This is a genomic window from Mesorhizobium sp. WSM4832, from assembly GCF_055811115.1.
Map to the genome: position 1 here is coordinate 16,284 of NZ_JBVVQH010000010.1, position 20,335 is coordinate 36,618.

At 61.2% G+C, this 20,335-nt stretch carries 18 protein-coding genes; 14 read left to right on the forward strand and 4 right to left on the reverse strand.

Annotation, left to right across the window (positions count from 1 at the left end):
• Positions 1-195 precede the first annotated feature (195 nt).
• The 5 genes from AC0L2L_RS15765 to AC0L2L_RS15785 all read left to right on the forward strand — a co-directional run bounded on the left by AC0L2L_RS15765 (position 196) and on the right by AC0L2L_RS15785 (position 5,173).
• Positions 196-906 carry a GntR family transcriptional regulator gene (locus tag AC0L2L_RS15765; RefSeq protein WP_027167751.1) on the forward strand — a complete coding sequence of 237 codons (711 nt, stop codon included), beginning with the start codon at positions 196-198 and terminating at the stop codon, positions 904-906.
• Positions 907-956: 50 nt separating this feature from the next.
• Complete coding sequence (locus AC0L2L_RS15770) at positions 957-2,123, forward strand: mandelate racemase/muconate lactonizing enzyme family protein (protein ID WP_473579499.1); 1,167 nt, start codon at positions 957-959, stop codon at positions 2,121-2,123.
• 54 nt (positions 2,124-2,177) lie between these two features.
• The gene (locus tag AC0L2L_RS15775) at positions 2,178-3,536 is read left to right on the forward strand and encodes a mandelate racemase/muconate lactonizing enzyme family protein (protein ID WP_473579500.1); all 1,359 of its coding nucleotides are present in this window, start codon (positions 2,178-2,180) and stop codon (positions 3,534-3,536) included.
• 101 nt (positions 3,537-3,637) lie between these two features.
• Positions 3,638-3,964, forward strand: coding sequence for an NIPSNAP family protein (locus AC0L2L_RS15780; protein WP_027167748.1), 327 nt, complete (start codon positions 3,638-3,640; stop codon positions 3,962-3,964).
• 9 nt (positions 3,965-3,973) lie between these two features.
• Positions 3,974-5,173 (forward strand): mandelate racemase/muconate lactonizing enzyme family protein, encoded by a 1,200-nt coding sequence (locus tag AC0L2L_RS15785; RefSeq protein WP_473579501.1) that lies wholly within the window; start codon positions 3,974-3,976, stop codon positions 5,171-5,173.
• Between the two features lie 47 nt (positions 5,174-5,220).
• On the opposite strand, the gene AC0L2L_RS15790 is transcribed toward AC0L2L_RS15785, so the two are convergent.
• Positions 5,221-6,105 carry an NAD-dependent epimerase/dehydratase family protein gene (locus tag AC0L2L_RS15790; protein ID WP_473579502.1) on the reverse strand — a complete coding sequence of 295 codons (885 nt, stop codon included), beginning with the start codon at positions 6,103-6,105 and terminating at the stop codon, positions 5,221-5,223.
• Positions 6,106-6,181: 76 nt separating this feature from the next.
• Entirely contained in the window at positions 6,182-7,339 is a 1,158-nt protein-coding gene (locus AC0L2L_RS15795) for a mandelate racemase/muconate lactonizing enzyme family protein (RefSeq protein WP_473579503.1), read from the reverse strand.
• Positions 7,340-7,634: 295 nt separating this feature from the next.
• On the opposite strand from AC0L2L_RS15795, the gene AC0L2L_RS15800 reads away from it, so the two are divergent.
• Positions 7,635-8,621, forward strand: a complete 987-nt coding sequence (locus AC0L2L_RS15800; RefSeq protein ID WP_473579504.1) for an aldo/keto reductase — start codon at positions 7,635-7,637, stop codon at positions 8,619-8,621.
• Positions 8,622-8,795: 174 nt separating this feature from the next.
• Here AC0L2L_RS15800 and AC0L2L_RS15805 read toward each other — a convergent pair whose 3' ends face one another.
• Entirely contained in the window at positions 8,796-9,509 is a 714-nt protein-coding gene (locus AC0L2L_RS15805) for a FadR/GntR family transcriptional regulator (RefSeq protein ID WP_473579505.1), read from the reverse strand.
• 461 nt (positions 9,510-9,970) lie between these two features.
• Between AC0L2L_RS15805 and AC0L2L_RS15810 the strand changes: the two genes are divergently transcribed.
• The 8 genes from AC0L2L_RS15810 to AC0L2L_RS15845 all read left to right on the forward strand — a co-directional run bounded on the left by AC0L2L_RS15810 (position 9,971) and on the right by AC0L2L_RS15845 (position 18,342).
• Positions 9,971-11,251 carry an ABC transporter substrate-binding protein gene (locus AC0L2L_RS15810; protein WP_473579506.1) on the forward strand — a complete coding sequence of 427 codons (1,281 nt, stop codon included), beginning with the start codon at positions 9,971-9,973 and terminating at the stop codon, positions 11,249-11,251.
• 2 nt (positions 11,252-11,253) lie between these two features.
• Positions 11,254-12,177 (forward strand): carbohydrate ABC transporter permease, encoded by a 924-nt coding sequence (locus tag AC0L2L_RS15815; protein ID WP_473579507.1) that lies wholly within the window; start codon positions 11,254-11,256, stop codon positions 12,175-12,177.
• Positions 12,174-13,052 (forward strand): carbohydrate ABC transporter permease, encoded by an 879-nt coding sequence (locus AC0L2L_RS15820; RefSeq protein ID WP_473579508.1) that lies wholly within the window; start codon positions 12,174-12,176, stop codon positions 13,050-13,052. Before AC0L2L_RS15815 ends, AC0L2L_RS15820 begins: the two co-directional genes overlap by 4 nt.
• A 41-nt stretch (positions 13,053-13,093) precedes the next feature.
• On the forward strand, positions 13,094-13,849 hold the full coding sequence (locus AC0L2L_RS15825) for an RraA family protein (protein WP_473579509.1): 756 nt from the start codon (positions 13,094-13,096) through the stop codon (positions 13,847-13,849).
• Positions 13,850-13,874: 25 nt separating this feature from the next.
• Complete coding sequence (locus AC0L2L_RS15830; RefSeq protein WP_473579510.1) at positions 13,875-14,930, forward strand: ABC transporter ATP-binding protein; 1,056 nt, start codon at positions 13,875-13,877, stop codon at positions 14,928-14,930.
• Positions 14,931-15,495: 565 nt separating this feature from the next.
• On the forward strand, positions 15,496-16,479 hold the full coding sequence (locus tag AC0L2L_RS15835; protein WP_473579511.1) for an ABC transporter substrate-binding protein: 984 nt from the start codon (positions 15,496-15,498) through the stop codon (positions 16,477-16,479).
• A 178-nt stretch (positions 16,480-16,657) separates the two neighbouring features.
• Positions 16,658-17,461: an ABC transporter permease gene (locus AC0L2L_RS15840; protein WP_473579513.1), complete on the forward strand. Its 804-nt coding sequence runs from the start codon at positions 16,658-16,660 to the stop codon at positions 17,459-17,461.
• A gap of 122 nt (positions 17,462-17,583) precedes the next feature.
• Complete coding sequence (locus AC0L2L_RS15845) at positions 17,584-18,342, forward strand: ABC transporter ATP-binding protein (protein WP_473579667.1); 759 nt, start codon at positions 17,584-17,586, stop codon at positions 18,340-18,342.
• Between the two features lie 37 nt (positions 18,343-18,379).
• Here AC0L2L_RS15845 and AC0L2L_RS15850 read toward each other — a convergent pair whose 3' ends face one another.
• On the reverse strand, positions 18,380-19,999 hold the full coding sequence (locus AC0L2L_RS15850; RefSeq protein WP_473579668.1) for a GMC family oxidoreductase: 1,620 nt from the start codon (positions 19,997-19,999) through the stop codon (positions 18,380-18,382).
• Positions 20,000-20,335: the final 336 nt, after the last annotated feature.

The window sequence follows — 20,335 nt, forward strand, 5'->3', positions numbered from 1 at the left end:
GTGCCGCTTTGCGTCGAGGCAAGCGGTCCTTGCTCGTTCGACCGAGGGGATATTTCCCCGCTCTAATGTATCCCTTCGATCACTTTGTACGTTTTCAGATCACAGTTTACCTGTCAACGCGAAGAATCGTACATTGTTTTATCGATGTCGAGCGTGATATAGGGCGGAGGGTGTATTGACTTGGGGGAGCTGGCTTTGGCCGAGACGAGCGATTTTAAAGCGGAGCCACCTGCGGGGATTGACCCCATCGGAGCCTCCAGCGAGGGCGCCTCGCTTTATGAACTGATCAGGGAGGACATCATCGAAGGACGGCTAGCCGCGAACGAACGGCTTGTGGTCGCCGATCTAGCGCGGCGACACGGCACCTCGACCAACCCGGTTCGCGAGGCCCTGCAATTGTTGCGCGGGGAGGGCTTTGTCATCTTCAGCCCCAACCGCGGGGCGCGCGTGCGGCCCATAGACCAGGACTTTGTCCGGGATATCTACGAGATCGGCGTCCTGATCGAACCGGCCTTGACACGCTGGTTCGTGAACATGGCAACTCACGAGGACATCGCCGAGCTCGAGCGTCTTCAGGGCCTGATCGAAGAGAACAATTTTGCCGACACGTTCAGGCACAGTGAGCTCGATACCGCCTTCCACACCGTAATGTACCAGCGGCACTATAACCGCCATGCGGCGGAGCTCTGGTGGAAGCATCGTGAGGTGTTAAGGGCGGTCAGCCGGCGGTTCAGTTTCACGCTCGCCAGACGCGCCGCGATCATTCGCGAGCACCGCGAGCTCATCGCGCATGTAAAGGCCGGAGAAGCCGACAAGGCGGCCGAACTCATTTCCCGCCATGTCGAGGGTTCCGGCCGGCATGTGCTCGAACACATGCGTGCGCGCATTGCGGCTCGAGCCGGATAGCCGATCCGCAACATCATCATCCTGGCCATTTCACAAAAAGGGTAGTTGAGATGAAGATCACGAGCATTCGGCCATGGCTGATCAAGTCCGATGCGTCCTATTGGGGCGAGTACCTGTTCGTCGAAGTGGCAACCGACGAGGGGGTGAGTGGCTGGGGGGAGATCACCACCACCACAAAGCTCGCCAACCGCGCTCTCTGCACCATCCTGCGGCAGATCGGCATCGCCGTGACAGGCGAGGATCCGGCCCGGATCGAATATCTCTGGCACAAGATTTTCCGCAGCTTCACCTATATGGGCAGCCGGGGCGCTGCCGTCGAATGCGTGAGCGCCATCGACATAGCCCTTTGGGACATCCGGGGCAAAGTCCTCGGCAAGCCGATCTACGAGCTGCTGGGCGGACCGGTGCGCGATGAGATCGCGCTCTACACCCATCCCAACCAGGCCAAGTTCACCAGCAAGGACGCTGTGGTCCGCGAAATCCGGGACATCGTCGAGTCCGGGCACACTGGGCTCAAGTTCGATCCTTTTCCCCACCAGGGCCGCAGCCTCGACGGCGTGTCCCGCGAACAGCGGGACGGCTACCTCGACGGCAGCATGACCCGCAAGGACGAACGCGAAGCAGCCGAGCTCACGGCCCTGATCCGCGAAACGGCGGGGCCCGACGTCGACATCCTCATCGATGCGCATGGCCGCTTCGACGTTCCCACCGCCATTCGCCTCTGCCGGAGCCTCGAGGAAGCCGGCAAGATCGACTGGTTCGAGGAGCCCTGTCCGCCCGAGAGCCTCAACGCGCTCAAGCAGGTGCGTGAGAAGGTTAGCGCTGCCATCTCGTGGGGGGAGCGCGGCCACACCAAGTGGGATTTCGTGCCTGTGCTGGAGAGCAAGCTCGCCGACTACATCATGCCCGACGTCACCTGGACCGGTGGCATCACCGAGCTCAAGAAGATTTCCGCCCTGTGCGAAGCTTACTATGTGCCGGTCTCGCCGCATGACGCCGCCGGACCGATCAACGTGGTCGCGGGAGCGCAGGTGATGATGACGGTTCCCAACTTCTACAAGCTCGAGACGTCGGAATGGAACCTGGGCAAATACGATCACCTCATCGACACCCCGCTCGACGTCGCGAATGGCAGCCTCAGGCTGACGTCGAAGCCGGGTCTCGGTGTCGAGATGAACCGCGACTACCTGCAGGCTCACGAGATCGAGCTGGGCTAGCAACGCTCAATGCCGGCGGGGGCTTAAATCTCATCGACCAAAACGAGGACAGTCATGCCAAAGACGGGTGGAGCCGATGAGGCCCTCAATCGGGTGAACACGAATTCCAAGCCGTCCGATCTTCGCATCACCGACATGCGGGTGGCCGAAATCGTCGGGGCGCCGTTCACCTCGGCGCTGCTCAAGATCTACACCAACCAGGGCATCGTCGGACTTGGCGAGGTGCGCGACGGCGCCAGCGCCACCTACGCGCTGATGCTGAAGAGCCGTTTGCTTGGCGAGAACCCTTGCGACATCGACCGCCTGTTTCGCCGGATCAAGCAATTCGGTGGGCACGGCCGGCAAGGGGGTGGCGTCTCGGCGGTCGAAATCGCGTTGTGGGATCTCGCCGGCAAGGCCTATGGCGTCCCGATCTACCAGATGCTCGGCGGCAGGTTTCGCGAAAAGGTGCGTGTCTATTGCGATACCGACGCCGAAAGACCGAGCGGGACCGAGACCGGCAAGCGCCTCAAGGAACGCATGGACCGCGGCTTCACCTTCCTGAAGATGGACCTGGGCTTGATGCAGATCGCCCATGTCCCGGGCGCGGTGGTCGCGCCCGCCGGTGTTCTCGAAGGCTTTTACGCCAACCCACGCGGCCGCGGCGGTTCGTTCGAGGAGCGCAAGGCACGCAATCTCGCCTACGATGCGCAGAACGTGCCGCACCCGTTCACAGGCCTGCATTTCACCGAAATGGGGATAGACCTGCTCGAGCAGTATATCCACGAGGTTCGCGAGGTTATCGGCTACGAGATACCCTTAGCCATCGATCATGTCGGCCACATCTCGCTGCAGGACGGCATCCGCCTCGCCCGGCGCATCGAAAAATACGTCCCCGCCTGGCTCGAGGATGTGATTCCCTGGCAGTACACCGATCAGTACCGGCAGCTGCAGCAAGCGACCTCGGTGCCGATCTGCACCGGCGAGGACATCTATCTCAAGGAAGGCTTCGAGCCCTTGCTCAGGAGCGGCGGCCTCTCCATTATTCATCCGGACCTGCTCACCAGCGGCGGCATCCTGGAAACCAAGAAGATCGGCGATATGGCGCAGGATCACGGCGTCGCGATGGCGATCCATATGGCTGAAAGTCCGATCGCCGCGATGGCCGCCGCGCATGTCGCCACCGCGACTGAAAACTTCATGGCGCTCGAATACCACTCCGCCGATGTCGACTGGTGGGACGATATCGTCACCGGCCTTCCCAAGCCGCTTGTGAAGGACGGCTTCATCACCGTTCCGGACAGACCGGGTCTGGGCATAGACGATGTGGTCGACGAGGTGATCAGCCAGCATCTGCAGCCCGGTGTCACGGGGATATGGCAATCCACCGAGCATTGGGACAATGAATATAGCTGGGACAGGACCTGGAGTTAGCCCAGCCCTTGCCCTCATTCCCCCAGGCTCACAGGGCCACCGACCGACCATTCGTGTCGACCTCTCTCAAGGGAGAGGCGAAGAAAGAAACGGACGAAACCATGATCTACGAACTGCGTATCTATGACTGCCTGCCGGGCAGGCTGCCGGCTTTGCTCAAGCGCTTTTCCGACCAAACGCTGGCCATCTGGGAGAGGCATGGCATCCGCCAAGCCGGGTTTTTCACCACGGCGATTGGCGAAAACAGCAATCGCCTCACCTATTTCCTCGCCTGGGAATCGCTGGCCGAGCGTGAGGCGAAATGGGGGGCTTTCGTCACCGATCCGGCATGGCACAGGGCCCGGGACGAGTCTGAGCGCGACGGGCAGATCATTGCCAATATCAGTAGCCAGATGCTCACGCCGACAGCTTTCTCGTCTGTGAAATAGGACTGCGCCATGAAGATCACCGACCTGCGTTGCGCCGTCATCGGCAAGCATCCGATCGTCCGCGTCGTGACCGACGAGGGCCTCTACGGCCTGGGCGAGGTCGAGTTCACCAAGACCTACCTGAAGCCCTTTGTGCTGCATTTCCGAGAGGCGCTGATCGGCGAGGACCCGACTGACGTCGAGCGCGTGATGCTGAAGATCCGCCAGCGCGGCTCCTTCAAGCCCTATGGCGCGGCGGTGAGCGCCATCGAACATGCGCTGTGGGACATTGCCGGCAAGGCCGCGGGCGTGCCGGTCTATAAGCTGCTCGGCGGCAAGGTGCGCGACAAGGTGCGCGTCTACAACGGCTCGATCCGCCGGAAACGCGCGGGCGACCGGCCGGAGGATTACGCCGCCGACGTCAAATGGATGATGGAGCAGCCGCAGAACTTCTTCATGGTCAAGCAAGGCATCTCGTTCCACTCCAACATGAAGGACACCGTCGAGGGCTTCCACTACGGCGTGACGCAGAAGAAGGCCGGCTATCACGGCGCCATGGATCAGGGCATGATCAGTGAGCGCGGTTTCAATCACATGCTCGACTGCGTGATTGCGATGAAGGAGGTGCTGGGCGACAGGGTAAGCCTGGCGCTCGACTGCGGTCCGGGCTGGATGCTGCCCGATGCGATCAAGTTCGCCCGCGCGGTCGAGAAGTACAATTTGATGTGGCTCGAGGACATGCTGACCGGCGACTATGTGCCATGGGTCAATCCGCAGGCCTACCGCGAGCTGACCACCTCAACCTCGACGCCGATCCACACCGGCGAGCAGATCTACCTGCGACATAATTTCAAGGAATTGATCGAGACGCAGGCTGTGCGGGTCATTGGCCCCGATCCTGCCGATATCGGCGGCATTGCAGAGCTCAAATGGGTGGCCGAGCACGCCTACATGCACTCGATCCTGATGGCCCCGCACGGCACCGCGAACGGCCTGCTCGGCCTCGGCGCGCTGATCAATGTCTGCGCCACCTTGCCCGCCAACTACGTCGCCTTCGAATATCCGAGCGCCTCCGACCCGTGGTGGGAAGACCTTGTGATCGGCCTGCCGGCCCAGATCGTGAAGGACAGCATGGTGGATCTGCTGGAAGCGCCGGGGCTGGGCCTCGATATCGATGCCGAGGCGGCTCGGAAGTATCTCCAGGAAGAGGACGCGGGCTTCTTCGACTGAACCATCCTCCAGCCTACTTGACGCTGCAGGTCCGGGCATCGATCAGGTCACTGTGTCCGCCAGTCATACTCCTGCCGGAACCCAAGGACGTCGCGCAGCTTCCGATTTGAGATAGGTCCCTCGAACACGTCCATGGCGCGTGTGACGGGTATGTTGGGTGCATGCTTGTTGAGAAACTCCGCCGTCGGCATCTCAGCCACGATGTTGTCGTTGACGGCGTTGAATATCTGGAAACCCAAACCGTCCTTCGCGATACACAGATCGACGATCTGGCCAAGATCCCGCGCATCCATATAGGTCCAGCCATCGCGCCGCCGTTTGGAAGCGTCGGCCAGGAATTCCGGGAAGCGGGCATAGTCCTGCGGTTCGACGACGCCGCCGATCCGCAGCGCATAAATGTCGGCTCCAGTGCGGGAAGCGAACGAGCGCGCGATCTTCTCGCCCAGCACCTTGGAAAGACCATAGCTGTCGGTCGGATCGACGTCGTAATCTTCATCCACCGGAAACGACGTGAAATCGCGATCGCCTTCGGCGAAGCACACGCCATAGACTGTTTCGCTGGAGGCGGTGACGATCTTGCGGATGCCGAGCTTGGTGGCGGCCTCGATCACATTGTAGGTCGACTGCACATTGGCGGCGAACATGGCGTTGTCCGGCCGCAGGAATATTCGCGGCAGCGCCGCGAAATGGACCACGGCGTCGACGGGGCCGCGGCCCTTTCCGCCAAAATACTCGCCGAAACCGAAATGCAGCGTCAGCGCATTATAGGTTTCGCCTGCGTCTGCAAGATCGGTAACGACAGTATCCACGCCGGGCACGTCAAGCGGCGTCAGGTCGAGGTTCAGAACCTGATGTCCACGTTTGAGCAGGTAGGGTATGACGTGACGGCCGATCTTGCCGCTGCCACCGGTGAAAATGATCCGCTTGCCCATGGTTCCTCCAACGGACTTCGTCGAGCGAAAATCTGGCCAAAGACTCGCGCCCGGTCAAAAGCTGCCCAGTCCCGCGCTATTCAAAGACGCCGTAGCCGGGCACGGCATATCTGTGAACGCCGTCCATGTTGAGTTCGACGCCGATGCCGGGTGCTTCGGGCACGACAATGTGACCATCCAGAACGATAGACTTGGCCCCATCCGGCAGGCGCACATAGCTGTCCCACGCTTCGCGCTCCTCGAGAGCATGCCACTCCAGCACGAGGAAGTTGGGAACGCTCGCACAGACATGGCATGTCGCCATTGTGCCGAGCGGCGTCGACACGAGGTGCGGCGCGAACGGCACGTAATACATCTCAGCGAGATTGGCGATCTTGCGGCTTTCCGCGAGACCGCCGCATTTGGGCACGTCCGGCATGACGACGTCGGCGCCATAATTCTGGAACAACTCACGAAAGCCCCAGCGCAGGTAGAGATTTTCGCCGACACAGATCGGGGTCTTGGTTCGCATGCGGATCTGCTTCAGGGCCTCGACATTTTCCGCCGGAACAGGCTCCTCCAGCCACAGAAGGTTGAAGCGCTCCATCTCCCCCGCAATGCGGCTGGCACTGAGCACGTCGTAGCGCGCATGCAGGTCGATACAGAGATCGATGTCAGGACCGATCGCGTCGCGCACCGCGGCCACGCGTTCCACCATGAAGCGCAGTTCCGCGCCGTTGATGGTGTGGTTTGCCGCGTCGAACTTTGCCGGATGGCGCAAATTGTCGATGTCGAATTTCAGCGCCGTAAAGCCCTCGTCCACCATGCGGCGGGCGCGCGCCGTGCATCCTTGCGGCGAACCGGCTTCGTCATCGCCGTCACCGCAATCGGCATAGAGCCTGATGCGGTCGCGAAACTTGCCGCCGAACATGCGGTAGAGCGGCTGGCCAGCAGCCTTCGCCGCTACGTCCCACAGCGCCATTTCAAGCCCGGTCAGCGCGATGAGAAAGACGCCTGCCTGCGCACCGGAAAACACATGGTCGCGGCGGATCTTGTCCCAGCAATATTCGACGTTGCGGGGATCCTGTCCGATGAGTTCCGACTTCAATTCCGAAATAAGGCCGACGATAGCGGCCGCGCCCGCATCCGGATTCGCCTCACCGTAACCGGAAATGCCGGCGTCCGTGTCGATACGGATCAGGGTCGCCTTGCCGTGGTAGGCCACGACCGCCGTCTTGATGTCCACGATCTTCACCGAACCCTCCTCCAATAATGGCGCACCGCGCTTTCAAACATAAGATACAGACCACATCCAACTTGTCCGATGAGCATATAAGATGAAGGGATAGGGCGTAAACCCTCCTCTGAACGATTATGCGGAAAAGGCGCATTGAGCTCCGAAGTGCTTAAATAGCCGAGAATTTTGCCCTTCCGGTCAAAGGTTTCAAATAGCCTGAAGCTACTTGTTAGACGAGCATATAAGCGTATAAATAGGTTGCCGGCAGGGCGGCAAGCCAGGCCACCGCGTGACGGAAATAAGGAGGAGCAGGATGCAACAGCGACAGCTAGGATCGTCGCCGGTCAAGGTGTCGGAAATCGGCCTGGGAACTTGGGGTATGTCCGGGGCATTTTGGGGCGCGGCCAATGACCCGGAGTCGATCCGGGTGATTCGACGCGCCTTGGAGCTTGGCATCACGCTGATCGACACGGCCGAAGCCTATGGACATGGTCATGCCGAGGAGGTCGTCGGCAAGGCGCTGGCCGGCCACCGCGACAAGGCGATCGTCGCGACCAAGGTTGCTCCAAACCATCTCGAACCGGCAGCGATAGAGGCGGCGCTAGACGGTTCGCTGAAGCGGATGCAGACGGATTATGTCGACGTCTATTTTGTCCACTGGCCGAATTCGGATTTTCCCATCGGCCCGACAATGGAGATGATGGAGAGGCTGCGGTCGTCGGGGCGGATCAAAGCCGTCGGCGTTTCCAACTTCAGCACGGCCGATATGGACAGCGCGCGCCAGCACGGCGTGATCGATGTGCTTCAGCCTCCCTATAATATGCTTTGGCGCGAAGTGGAGGCGGAAACTCTGCCCTATTGCCGCAAGCACAATATCGGCGTCATGCCCTATAGCGGTCTTGCCCAAGGGCTGCTCACCGGCCTGCTCTCGCCCGAGACCAAATTCGTCGAGGGAGACGAGCGGCGCACCACCGTGCTGTTCCAACCCGGCACCTACGAGCGAGCCGTTGGCGCCGTCGATGCCCTCAAGCCAATAGCGGCGAAATACGGCAAGACGCTACCGCAGCTTGCGATCCAATGGCTCACCAGCAGGACGGGTGTGAGTTCGCCCCTTGTGGGCGCGCGGACGGTCGAGGAGCTTGAGGAAAACGTCGAGAGTGTCGGTTGGAGGATTTCCGATGCGGACCTCGCGGCCATCGACAAATTCACCGCCCCCATCTGGTCGGAAATCAAGGACAAAGGCGACATGTTCGGATATCGCGCCAAGCAGCGTCAGGAACAGGAAGCCAAAAGGGCCTAGAGCGGTTCACCGTTTCATGGAAGCGGCGAACCGCTCTATCTCTTTGTTTTTACGCAATTCCGGACGGAAAGCCGTTTCACACCTTCCTGGAATTGCTCCAGTTCGGTCCGTGTCCTCCCGACACGCAAGCGGCGCGGTCAGCTTCGACAGCTGGCCGCGCCTGGGGAACGGTATTCAACTCGCCATTTCTTTGTCGGGCATGGCGACGGCAGTGGTTGCCTTCAGGTGTCGGCGCATTGCCTCTTCGGCGCGCTTCGCGTCGCGTGCCACCAACGCCTCGTAGATCGCTCGGTGCATCTCCGTGGCGGAAGGAAGAGCATGCGGCATCTGGTTGCTGACGCGTCTGCTCGCAGCTTGCCACCACCGCGACGAATACATGAAACGGTCAAGGATCCTGTTCTGGGAAGCGCGGCAAATCTCCATGTGGAAGTCCAGGTCAAGCTTCAGATAGGCGTCCGGATTATCCTCGCTGGCGGACATCGCTGCGAGCAGCGTGCCGAGACGTTCGAGGTTTTCCTTGGTCATGTGCTTGGCAGCGATGGCGGCGATGGCGGGTTCGATGATTATTCGCGTCGCGTGGGCTTCGGCAAGCAGTTCGCGGACCTGTTCGGGCGGCAGCCAGTCGATGAGCAATGGACTGAGATAGTCCCATTCTTCGGCAGGACGCAGCACCACGCGCCTTCCCTGTGCGATCTCGATCATATCGAGAGAGGCCAGAATTTTCAGCGCTTCCCGCGCGACCGCGCGCGAAACCCCGAACTCCTGCAGGATCTGCTGTTCCGATGGTCCCTGGCCACCCGGGACGCCGCTGGTGGCGATGCGACGCGCGAGCACGCCCGCCACCTGCTTGGGCAAAGTTTGAAGCTTGACCTCCATGGAATCGACCATTAACATCCACTTGTCTGATAAGCTTATAGGCTGATGGTTGGATATGCAGTCAACTTATCTCATAAATGCTCACTAACCTAAAACTCGACCCGCGGGAAGGGACGTTGGGACTCTCCAACTTCGGTATCCCAGCCCGCGACGTTCGAGATCAGGACCTTTGCGTGGTTGGCTGACCGCGCGCGTCGAATGTGTTCGGCCGGCTCGACGGCGCGCGACGCATCGATTGCGCGGTTTGCGGGTCGCAGAGCCCGCCGGAAGGAAGGCAGGACGAAAGGAAAAAGCTGCCGCCGGACGTCTCTGAGGCCATAGGCCTCGGCAGGGCAAGGCGGTGTGTGGACGGGAGTGATCCGGACAGTCTCGCTGTGGGAGGAGCAAAGCCACACCGGGATCCAAGGGAATACTTGCCGTCGTCGCTCAACCCCACAAGGGGCCGATCAATCACAAGCAAGGAGGAAATTGTGATGTCCGCAAACCTATCGAGACGCAAATTCCTGGCCGCGAGTGCCGCAGCGACGGCCGGTTCACTTGCCGCGCCGTGGATCGCCAGGGCAGATGCGAACGAGATAACCGCACTGCTGATCACCGGCGGACCGCTCTATCCCAAATACTGGGAGAAAATCGTCCAGGATTTCACCGCGAAGACCGGCATCAAGGTTCGCTACGATCTGCTAGAATTCACGCCGTTGACATCGAAAGTCATCACACTAAGCGCCGCCAAATCGAGCCAGTACGACGTCTACAGCACGCACACCGCGCAAATAGATTCCTACTTCAACCATTTTGCCCCACTCAACAGCTATTTCAGCGAGTCCGAATTGGCTGACTTCTATCCGGTCGCGGTCAAATATCTACGCGATCCCAAGACCGGCAACCTGGCGGCCATCCCGCGCAATATGGATGCACGTGTGCAGTACTACCGCAGCGACGTCTACCAGGAGAAAGGCTTGAAGCCGGCCGAAACCTGGGAGGATCTCGTTGACGTTGGCCTGAAACTCACCGGCAATGGCCACTATGGGCTGGTCGTGCCGGGGCAGGGTGATCCCGCGCAGCGCACCTTCAGCGACCTGCTCTGGCAAGCCGGCGGCGATTGGGTCGATCAGGCCAACAAGCCGGCTTTCAATTCCGAAGCAGGCATCAAAGCGCTCACCTTCTACCGCGATCTCATCCAGAAACACAAAATCGTGCCGCCCGACGCGGTCGGCTATCAGTGGAACGAGAACTCCACGGAACTGTCATCAGGAACGGTCTATGCCAATTTCGATTGGCCGGGCGCCTTCGCGACCCTTTCCAATCCGGAGACCTCACGCATTGTCGGCAAATGGTCGACCGCACCCTACATCAAGGAAAAGGCAGCGATTTCATGCGCCATCTCCCATGCCATGGCCCTCAATGGACAATCGGGACGCAAGGCACCCGCCGTCGAGTTCATCAAATACACGGTCGGCGCTGAGGCGCAGCGGCTGCAGTTCGATCAGTTCACCAACTTCCCCAGCAGCCAGTCGATCGCCAAGGAAGTAATAGCGGCGGCAAAGGGCCCGCAGGCGACATGGCTGCAGCAACTTGAGACGACGATAGCGAACGGCAAGGAATGGCCGAAGCTGGCGGGCTTCTCGAAAGTCTGCACCTTGATGTTTTCGGCTATCGAACAGGCTCTGAGCGACCAGGTCTCGCCGAGCGACTCGCTCAACCAGGCTGCGACTGAGGCGGAAGAGATCATGCGCCGGGCCGGAGCTTACGACTGAGGATGCAGCCTGTCGCGCAGCACCAGGCGTCAGGGCGTCGGCGACGTTCGCCGCTGCCCTACACCTGGCAAAAGGGGTACCTCCTGGCCAGCCCGGCGCTCCTCGTCATGCTCGCCATCCTCATCTATCCGCTCGGATATTCTTTCATAATGAGTTTCTTTCGCTGGGATCTGAGCGGCTCCGCGCCATTTGCCGGGGTCGGGAACTACACCGACGAACTCTTCGGCCGTCAGTTCAATCAGGCGCTGCGAAATCAGGCCATCTTCAGTGTCATTTCCATCACGGTGGAAGTGGTGGCGGGAATGGCGATCGCCGTGCTCGTCAACGGCAAATTGCGCGGCATGCGGCTTGCGCGAACCCTGCTGCTGGTGCCGCCGATGATCGCGCCCGCCGTCGTTGGGCTGAATTTCCGTTGGCTTTTCAATACCCAGTACGGTCTCGTGGACGCGTTGCTGCGCATGTTCAACCTGCCCAATATCCCGTGGCTCAATCATCCGGCCTGGGCTCTTGTCTCGGTGATTGTCGCTGATGTCTGGCAGAACACGCCGCTGATGGTGCTGCTGTTTCTTGCCGGTCTGCAATCCTTGCCGCAGGAGCCGCTCGAGGCCGCCACGGTGGACGGCGCCACGCCATGGCAGCGCTTCTGGCACATCGTGCTGCCGCTGATGCGGCCGGTCATCATGATAGCGCTGATGCTTCGCATCATCGACACGTTCCGCACCTTCGACGTCGTCTGGCTGATGACGCAGGGCGGACCGGGAGGCGCCACCAACCTGCTCACCGTCTATTCCTATCTGCTGGCGTTTCAGGCGGTGGATTTCGGACACGCGGCGGCGGTTTCCTATATCGCGCTTGCGATGTCGCTGTTCGTGCTCGGCCTGCTCTACGGAGTGCCGTGGCTGCTTGCAAAACGGAGGGCGATATGACCGAAGCCGCGATCGTCAGCGCGCGTCCCAAGCCAAGGCGCCGTCGCCGCCGGCTCACCGCAGGCGTCGCCGGTCAGTACCTGGCGCTGGCTCTGACCGTCGCTCTCACCGTCTTTCCGCTGGCATGGTTGTTCCTGACCTCGATCCGCAGTTCAGCCGACATCTTCTCTGTCCCGGTGCACATCATCCCCGTGACCGCGACCATGGCGCAGTACGTCTCCGTTTTCGCGGAGTACGACACGATGGGTTATGTGTGGAACACCGTCATCGTCTCGGTCGCGACGGTCATCCTGGTCCATCTGCTGGCAATTCCGTGTGCGTACGCTCTGTCGCGCTTCAGGATGCCGGGCGTCATGCTGATTTTCGGGGTGCTTTTGATCATGCGCATGATTCCGGTCATCGCGCTTGCCATCCCGCTCTTTGCCGTGTTTGCCGCCATGGGCCTGCTGGACACCATCTGGGCGCTGATCCTGAGCCATACGGCGGCCAAACTGCCCGTCGCCATCTGGCTGCTGCTGGGCTTCATCCAGGATGTGCCGAAAGAGATCGAGGAGGCTGCCCAGTCGGACGGCGCCGGCACGGTGCGCACACTGGTGCAGATCGTGGCGCCGTTGATTGCGCCCGGCATCGGGGCCAGCGCGGTCATCACCTTCCTCTTCACGTGGAATGACCTGTTGCTCGCCTTGACGCTGACCTCAAGCAAGGCCGCGCAGACGCTGCCAGTCGGGCTTACCAATTTCGTTTCGCAGTTCGGAATCGACTGGGGGGCGATGTCGGCGGCCGGCGTTCTCATGGTCATCCCGACACTGGTGTTTGTCTGGTTTGCCCAAGGCCTACTGGTCAAGGGTCTCACGACCGGCGCAGTTCGCGGCTGAATTGAGAGACCTAGAAAAACTTCATCGACGGAGGATGAGACGTGGAAGTAGTCCAGGCAGCGGCAATAAAGGACATCTCTCGGCCACCGAGGCAACTGGTCGACGCACTTGCAGCGATCGGTTCAGCGACCTTGGCCAGCGAGCTCTATCACAAGATGGGTATTCGCGATCCGCAGATCCGAGGGCCGCGGCCGCTAAGGGCCGGCCGCACGGCGGCCGGGCCGGCACTCACGCTCCAATGCATGCCGAAGCGCGAAGATCTTTACAACGAGTCTGAATATGAAGAGCCCGAGCGCCAACTCCACCGTCACGTCCTGTATCCTACCCAGCCGGGCGACATGGTGGTCGTCGATGCGCGCGGCGATCTTGGCAGCGGTATCTTCGGTGAGATGATGTTGACGTATTTTGCGGGGCGGGGCGGGGCCGGCGTCGTTGTCGACGGGTGTATCCGAGATTCCGCCCAGGCGGCTGCCCTGGACATCGGCATCTGGGTCAGGGATGTCACGCCGAATTTCCATGCCCAGACCAATATCGTTCCCTTTGCCGTCAACGTTCCCATCGCTTGCTCGAACGTGCTCGTCATTCCAGGAGACATCATCGTTGCCGACGATGATGGCGTGGTCGTGGTGCCGGTGGCCCTTGCCCCAAAACTGGTGGCACTCGCCGCAGAACATGTCGAGTGGGAGGAATTTTCCCGAATGCGCTTGGCCCAGGGCGGCGACCTGCGAAAATACTACCCATTGAGCCCCGAAGGCGAGGTCGAATATCGCGCTTGGCGGCACACTCAGCAAAAGTGAGCAGAGCCGGAACGGGAGGACGTGAGTGTCTGCAATTCAGATCGACCAGTTGGGTAAAAGCTTCGGCGCGGTCGAAGTTCTGCACAATGTGAACATCGACATCGCCAGCGGCGAGTTTGTCGTCCTTGTCGGTCCCTCGGGCTGCGGCAAGTCAACCCTTCTGCGCATGATTGCCGGCTTGGAAGAACAGACGACAGGCGAGATCCGCATCGGCGGGCGGGTGGTCGACGAGATGCCGGCCAAATCGCGCGATATTGCGATGGTCTTCCAGAGCTATGCGCTTTATCCGCACATGAGCGTCTCCGACAATATGAGCTTTGCGCTTCGGCTGGCCAAGGTCCCGAGAGCGGAGATCGTCGCGAGGGTGAAGACTGCCGCCGAAATCCTCGGTCTGCAGGATCTGCTTGGCCGCATGCCGCGCCAACTCTCGGGCGGCCAGCGCCAGCGTGTCGCCATGGGCCGCGCGATCGTCCGAGATCCCTCGGCCTTTCTGTTCGACGAGCCGCTCAGCAACCTCGACGCCAAGCTGCGCGTGAAGATGCGGGCCGAGATCAAGAGGCTTCACCAACGGCTCGGGCGCACCAGCATCTATGTCACGCATGACCAGACCGAGGCGATGACGCTCGCGGACCGGATCGTGGTGCTGAACAAAGGCCGGGTCGAACAGATCGGCACCCCTTCCGAACTCTACGAGAACCCTGCCAATCTGTTCGTCGCAGGCTTTATCGGATCTCCGGAAATGAACCTGATCAAGGGCCGCATCGACAAGGGTGCATTCACAGCCGGAGAAAGCCTGCACCTGCCTTTGCCCAAGGGCATGGAATTCCACGATGGAGCAGAGGTGATCTACGGAATTCGTCCTCAGCACGTCGTCATCGGCGGGAAGCATGCGAAGGCAACGGTTCAGGTGGTGGAGCCGACGGGAGAGGCTCAGGAACTAACGCTGAGGACAAGCGGCGTCGAAATTGTGACCGAGGTGCGGGATCGACCGCCATTCAAGCCTGATCAAGAGGTTGGATTGGAGATAATGGTTTCAAAGGTGCATCTGTTCGACGCACAAAGCGGCACTAGGATAAATTAGAACGCGGTTTCTCGCGCCTGACGAGAAAAAGAGACACAGATTGATCCGCTGGTGACCATAACCAGCCGCTAACATATTGATTTCCTGTAGAAGCGACGCCATCCGGGCCCACCATTGTCACATTTATCAATGACTTGGTCTCGCAGGGGGGGTCCAGTGGGCCGCGGTCTCGCGCTTCATCCCTCTACAAAGGCTCTGTTTCGCTAGGCGGAGTTTCCGCTGCCCGCCCGCAAATGTGACGGGCGGATCGAAACGATGACTGAAAGGTTCAGCACCCGGCACTTGGCGCGGCGCACCTATTCGACGATTTTGGCCATCCTCACCAAAGGCATCGCCGCAAAGTCGATGACGCTGATGGCGCCGGGCCGCCGCTTCGGTTTCGGCGAAGCAAAAGACAGAAAAAGACTTCTTTTGGCGATCCGGCCCGGATGCTCTCTTGCGGGCCTAGAACACGCAAGGCTCGCCTGGGAGGCGACGCATAACAAGAGAGCGGCTGCCGAAACACCGCTTGGCATGGGCCAGTTGAATGGGCCGATGCCAGCAACAGCCATGGGGAACCACGACAATGAAGACATTCCGAAATTGCCTGATGACCGCGGTCAGCGCAGGCCTGCTGAGCCTGGGACTTGCCGCTCCGGCGAATGCCGGCGCCATTCGCCTCGGCATGACCACCTGGGTGGGTTATGGGCCGCTGTTTCTTGCCCGCGACCTCGGTTACTTCAAGGAGGCGGGCGTCGATGTCGACCTGAAGGTCATCGAAGAATCAGCGCTTTACATGGCGGCGGTGGCAGGTGGCGACCTCGACGGCGCCGCCTCCACCGTCGATGAACTGATGAAGTACCGCTCGGACGAGCTCTGCTTCAAATACGTGCTGGCGCTCGACGACAGCCACGGCGGCGACGGCGTCGTCACGAAGGCCGACGTCGCGTCGCTCAAGGATTTGAAGGGCCAGCAGGTGGCCCTGAACGAGGGCTCCGTTTCCGAGTTCTGGTTCAACGTGCTCCTGAAAAAGGAAGGCATGACCGAGGACGACGTCACCATCACCAACATGACCGCCGATGACGCCGCGACCGCCTTCATCGCCGGCCAGGTTCCGGCTGCCGTGACCTGGGAGCCGCACCTCACCGAAGTCCGCAAGGGTGGAAAGGGCAAGGTGCTGATCGATTCCACCACTACGCCCGGCCTGATCGTCGATGTGATCGCGCTTAAATGCGATCTGATCGAGAAGCATCCCGAAGACGTGAAGGCCCTCGTCAAAGGCTATTACAAGGCGGTCGAATACATCAAGACCAATCCGGACAAGGCCTACGAGATCATGGCCAAGGGCATCGGCGGTTATCTCGAGAAGCCCGAGGATTTCGCCGCCGGCGCCAAGGGCGTGCGTTATTACGACCGTGCCCGCAACCTAGAATTCTTCGGGGCGCCGCAGAAGAGCGAAGCCTCCGACCTGGTGAACTTCGCGCAGGACGTCTGGGGCAAGGCAGGCAAGCTCAAGATGACGATCGACGCGAAAACCATCCTCGACACCGATTTCATCAAGGAACAGTGAGACCTTCGAGATCGTCGGTGCCGGCCGGTACGGGCCGGCCCCATTTTCCCGAAAGCAAGAATTGGCCGGCGCGTACGAGCCGGCCCCGTTTCCCGAAAACCAGAGTTGGTCGGCCTTTCGGGGCCGCCCGGTTTTCCCGAAAGCCAGCGTTTCGCGCTTAATCAACGGAGGCCATCTTATGGCACAGAGGCGGACGGCATGGACACGCCTGACGACCCCATTCGCCAACATCCCCGCCAGCACGGCAACGACGCTCGCACTGGCGATGTGGGTAGTCGTGATCGGTGGCTGGGCCCTCCTGTCCTATGGCCGTGTCGTGCCGAACATGTTCCTGCCGACGCCCGGAACGGTGCTGCAGACGACCTATCGCATGTCCCTGGACGGCAGCCTTTTCTACCACACGCTGACCAGCGCCAAGGTGGTGCTTCTAGGCTTCATCGTATCCTCGCTGATCGCGGTGCCGCTGGGATTGTGGATGGGCACCTACCGGGTGGTGCAAGCGCCGCTGGAGCCGCTGGTCAACTTTATCCGCTATCTGCCCGTGACCTCCTTCGTGCCCCTGTTCATCCTTTGGATCGGCATCGGCATCGAGCAGCGCATCGCGGTCATCTTCTTCGGCACCTTCTTCCAGCAGCTCGTGATGATCTCCGATTGCGCGCGCGGCGTATCCAGGGACCTTGTCAACGCCTCCTACACGTTGGGCACCAAGCGCAGCGAAGCCGTGTGGCATGTCATTTTTCCCGCCGCGCTTCCCGCGATCCTCGACACGCTTCGCGTCACCATGGGCTGGGCCTGGACATATCTGGTGGTGGCGGAACTCGTCGCGGCGTCGAGCGGCCTGGGCTATATCAGCCTGAAGGCGATGCGCGGCTTCCAGGTCGATGTGATCTTCATGGCGATCGCCGCGATCGGGCTTCTCGGCCTCATCACCGACACGGCATTCCGCATCATCCGGGCAAGGGTCGCGCCATGGGCACCTTGATCTTGAACGCATCCTCGCAAACCGCAGCCGGATCAAAGGTAGCAATGACCGAAACCATCAAGGCGAACAATCCGGCCGGCACGGCCGCGGCGGCCGGCGATCCGCGCTCGGCCGGCACCACGATGGCCGTCGAAGACGTGACGCTGCGCTACGGCGACGCCAATGGCGTGCTGGCCCTGGACGATGTGTCGCTGAAAGTGGCGAAGAACGAATTCTGCGTCATCGTCGGTCCTTCGGGATGCGGCAAATCGAGCCTGCTCTATCTCGCCGCCGGCCTCAATGATGCGACCTCGGGCAGCATCAAGGTCGACGGCAGGGAAGTGATCGAGCCTGGTCCCGACAGGGGCATGGTGTTCCAGAGCTACACCTTGTTTCCGTGGCTCACGGTGCGCGCCAACATCGAGTACGGACCCAAGCGCAAGGGCTTGCCCGCACAACAGCGCAAGCAGATCGTCGACCAGTATCTCAACGAGGTCGGCCTCGCGCCCTTCGCCGACCACTACCCGGCGCAGCTCTCCGGCGGCATGAAGCAGCGCGTCGCTATCGCGCGCGCCCTTGCCAACGACCCGGCCGTTCTCCTGATGGACGAGCCTTTCGGCGCGCTCGACAGCCAGACGCGCGGCACCATGCAGAAGCTTCTCTTGCGCGTCTGGGAGCGGCAGCAGAAGACGGTGCTCTTCGTCACCCACGATATCGACGAGGCGCTGGTGCTCGGCGATCGCGTTCTGGTGATGACGGCCCGGCCCGGCAAGATCAAGGCCGAGATCAAGGTCGACATCCCGCGGCCGCGTTCGATGGACGTGATCCTCGAACCCGACTTCATCGCGCTCAAGCGCCGCATCCTCGGCCTGCTGCACGACGAGATCGACGAGGATCACTGAGAACGCTGAACTGCGCCAAAAAAAGGCTGGGCGATTTTTATCTTTCGCCGTGGCGCGCCGAGCTAAGAATCATCTCCGAAGCCTTCTGCCCGATCATCATGCTTGGCGCGTTGGTGTTGCCGCCGATCAGCTTCGGCATGACCGAGGCGTCCGCGACCCGAAGCCCATCCACGCCGCGCACCTTGAGCGTCGCCGGATCGACGACCGCCATCGCGTCCGTTCCCATCTTGCAGGTTCCCACCGGGTGATAGACGGTCAGCGCCTCGGCGCGCAGATAGGCGAGGATTTCGTCGTCGCTGCGGACATCCTTGCCCGGAAGCATCTCCTTGCCGCGCACCTCGTCGAACTCGGGCGAGGCAAAAATCTGGCGTGCGATCTTGATGCCTTCGACCAGCACCATCGCGTCGTCTTCATGCGTGAAGAAGCGGTGGTCGATCAGGACGTCCCGGCGAGTGCTGTCGCGCGATAGCCTGATCTCGCCGACGCTTTTCGGCCGGAGCACGCAGGTGTGGATGGCGTAGCCGTGGCCATATTCGATCAGCCTGCCGCGATGGCTGCGATAGCCCGGCACGAAGTGGAACTGGATGTCGGGAAGGCCGTTCGCGTGCCTGGTCTTCGCGAAGCCGCCGGCCTCGACATAGTTGGTGGTGAGCATGCCCTTGCGGCGCGCGAAATACTGGAAGGGCGCCGCCGTGATACGAGGCAGGTTGGCGATCGACAGGCCGAGCGTCCTGGTGCTCCTGGAGCGCACGGTGATCATGCCGTCGACATGGTCCTGCAGGTTCTTGCCGACGCCCGGCAGGTCGAGGACCGGCGTGATGCCGATCTGCTGGAGCTCGCCTGCGGGCCCGATGCCGGAGGCCATCAGGATCTTGGGAGAATTGATGGCGCCGGCCGAAAGAACGATCTCGCGGCTGGCCGAGAGTATCTTCTGCTGGCCCTCATGCCGCACGCGCATTCCTGTGGCGCGCCCCTCGGCAATGACAAGGTCGATCACCTCGCATTCGCTGAGCAGCGTCAGGTTCTTGCGGTCGAGCACCGGACGCATGAAGGCGCTGAAGCTGCTGAAGCGCTGTCCTCGGTCTTGTGTGACGTTGTAGATCCCGAGGCCGAACTGGCTCTCGGCATTGAAGTCCGTGTTGGCGGGCAGGCCGGCATTTTTTCCGGCCTTGACGAACATGCCGGAAAGCACGTTCGGATCGCGCGGATTGTCGACCAGCAGCTCGCCGCTGATGCCGTGATAGCGCGGGTCCTGGGCGATCAGATTCCGCTCCAGTTTCTTGAACACGGGCAGCACGTCGCGATAAGCCCAGCCGGCGCAGCCGAGCCCGGCCCACTCGTCATAGTCCTCGGCGGCGCCGCGAATATAGACCATCGAGTTGATCGAACTCGATCCGCCCAGCGCCTTGCCGCGGTTGACCGGAATCCTTCGATTGTTGAGCTGGGGCTGCGGCACGCCGACGAAACAATAGTCGTAATTCGGGTTGCCATAGAGCGACAGGATGCCCGCCGGCACCTTGACCCGCAGGCTGTTGTCGCTGCCACCGGCCTCTATCAGGCATACCCTGACCGACGGATCGGCGCTCAGCCGATTGGCCACCACGCAACCGGCTGAGCCAGCGCCCACGACGATGTAGTCAAAGCTTTCAGTCTTCATGCCCAGCCCCTCGAAAATGCCGGCGTCGGAAGCATGGCGGAACGGATCGCCGCGAAGGCGCATCCCTGTTCCGGAACCGTCCCGTGCCGACACATGTCCAGCTTCGCCACCACCTCATGCGCTGTCGATCCGACCGCCGGGACTCTAGGTGCGTCTGTCGGTGCGAGAAATTCGGAAATGGTTACGCGTGACTTCGGAGATTCGTTATGGGCGCACGCAGGCACGTGCTGCTACTTGTGGGCGCCAGTAGAGAAGCGATCGGATGGCGCAGCCTGGCTCCCATCCATCAACTGCCCGAGATCGTTTTCATCCCGCGCAGCGGAAGCTGTCGGATGG

What these genes read in the sequence shown, in the direction of transcription:
- AC0L2L_RS15845 (WP_473579667.1), top strand. Translation starts at nt 17,584, where the DNA reads ATGGCCGTCGAAGACGTGACGCTGCGCTACGGCGACGCCAATGGCGTG.
- AC0L2L_RS15780 (WP_027167748.1), top strand. Translation starts at nt 3,638, where the DNA reads ATGATCTACGAACTGCGTATCTATGACTGCCTGCCGGGCAGGCTGCCG.
- AC0L2L_RS15785 (WP_473579501.1), top strand. Translation starts at nt 3,974, where the DNA reads ATGAAGATCACCGACCTGCGTTGCGCCGTCATCGGCAAGCATCCGATC.
- AC0L2L_RS15775 (WP_473579500.1), top strand. Translation starts at nt 2,178, where the DNA reads ATGCCAAAGACGGGTGGAGCCGATGAGGCCCTCAATCGGGTGAACACG.
- AC0L2L_RS15850 (WP_473579668.1), bottom strand. Translation starts at nt 19,999, where the DNA reads ATGAAGACTGAAAGCTTTGACTACATCGTCGTGGGCGCTGGCTCAGCC.
- AC0L2L_RS15800 (WP_473579504.1), top strand. Translation starts at nt 7,635, where the DNA reads ATGCAACAGCGACAGCTAGGATCGTCGCCGGTCAAGGTGTCGGAAATC.
- AC0L2L_RS15835 (WP_473579511.1), top strand. Translation starts at nt 15,496, where the DNA reads ATGAAGACATTCCGAAATTGCCTGATGACCGCGGTCAGCGCAGGCCTG.
- AC0L2L_RS15790 (WP_473579502.1), bottom strand. Translation starts at nt 6,105, where the DNA reads ATGGGCAAGCGGATCATTTTCACCGGTGGCAGCGGCAAGATCGGCCGT.
- AC0L2L_RS15805 (WP_473579505.1), bottom strand. Translation starts at nt 9,509, where the DNA reads ATGGTCGATTCCATGGAGGTCAAGCTTCAAACTTTGCCCAAGCAGGTG.
- AC0L2L_RS15840 (WP_473579513.1), top strand. Translation starts at nt 16,658, where the DNA reads ATGGCACAGAGGCGGACGGCATGGACACGCCTGACGACCCCATTCGCC.
- AC0L2L_RS15770 (WP_473579499.1), top strand. Translation starts at nt 957, where the DNA reads ATGAAGATCACGAGCATTCGGCCATGGCTGATCAAGTCCGATGCGTCC.
- AC0L2L_RS15815 (WP_473579507.1), top strand. Translation starts at nt 11,254, where the DNA reads ATGCAGCCTGTCGCGCAGCACCAGGCGTCAGGGCGTCGGCGACGTTCG.
- AC0L2L_RS15810 (WP_473579506.1), top strand. Translation starts at nt 9,971, where the DNA reads ATGTCCGCAAACCTATCGAGACGCAAATTCCTGGCCGCGAGTGCCGCA.
- AC0L2L_RS15820 (WP_473579508.1), top strand. Translation starts at nt 12,174, where the DNA reads ATGACCGAAGCCGCGATCGTCAGCGCGCGTCCCAAGCCAAGGCGCCGT.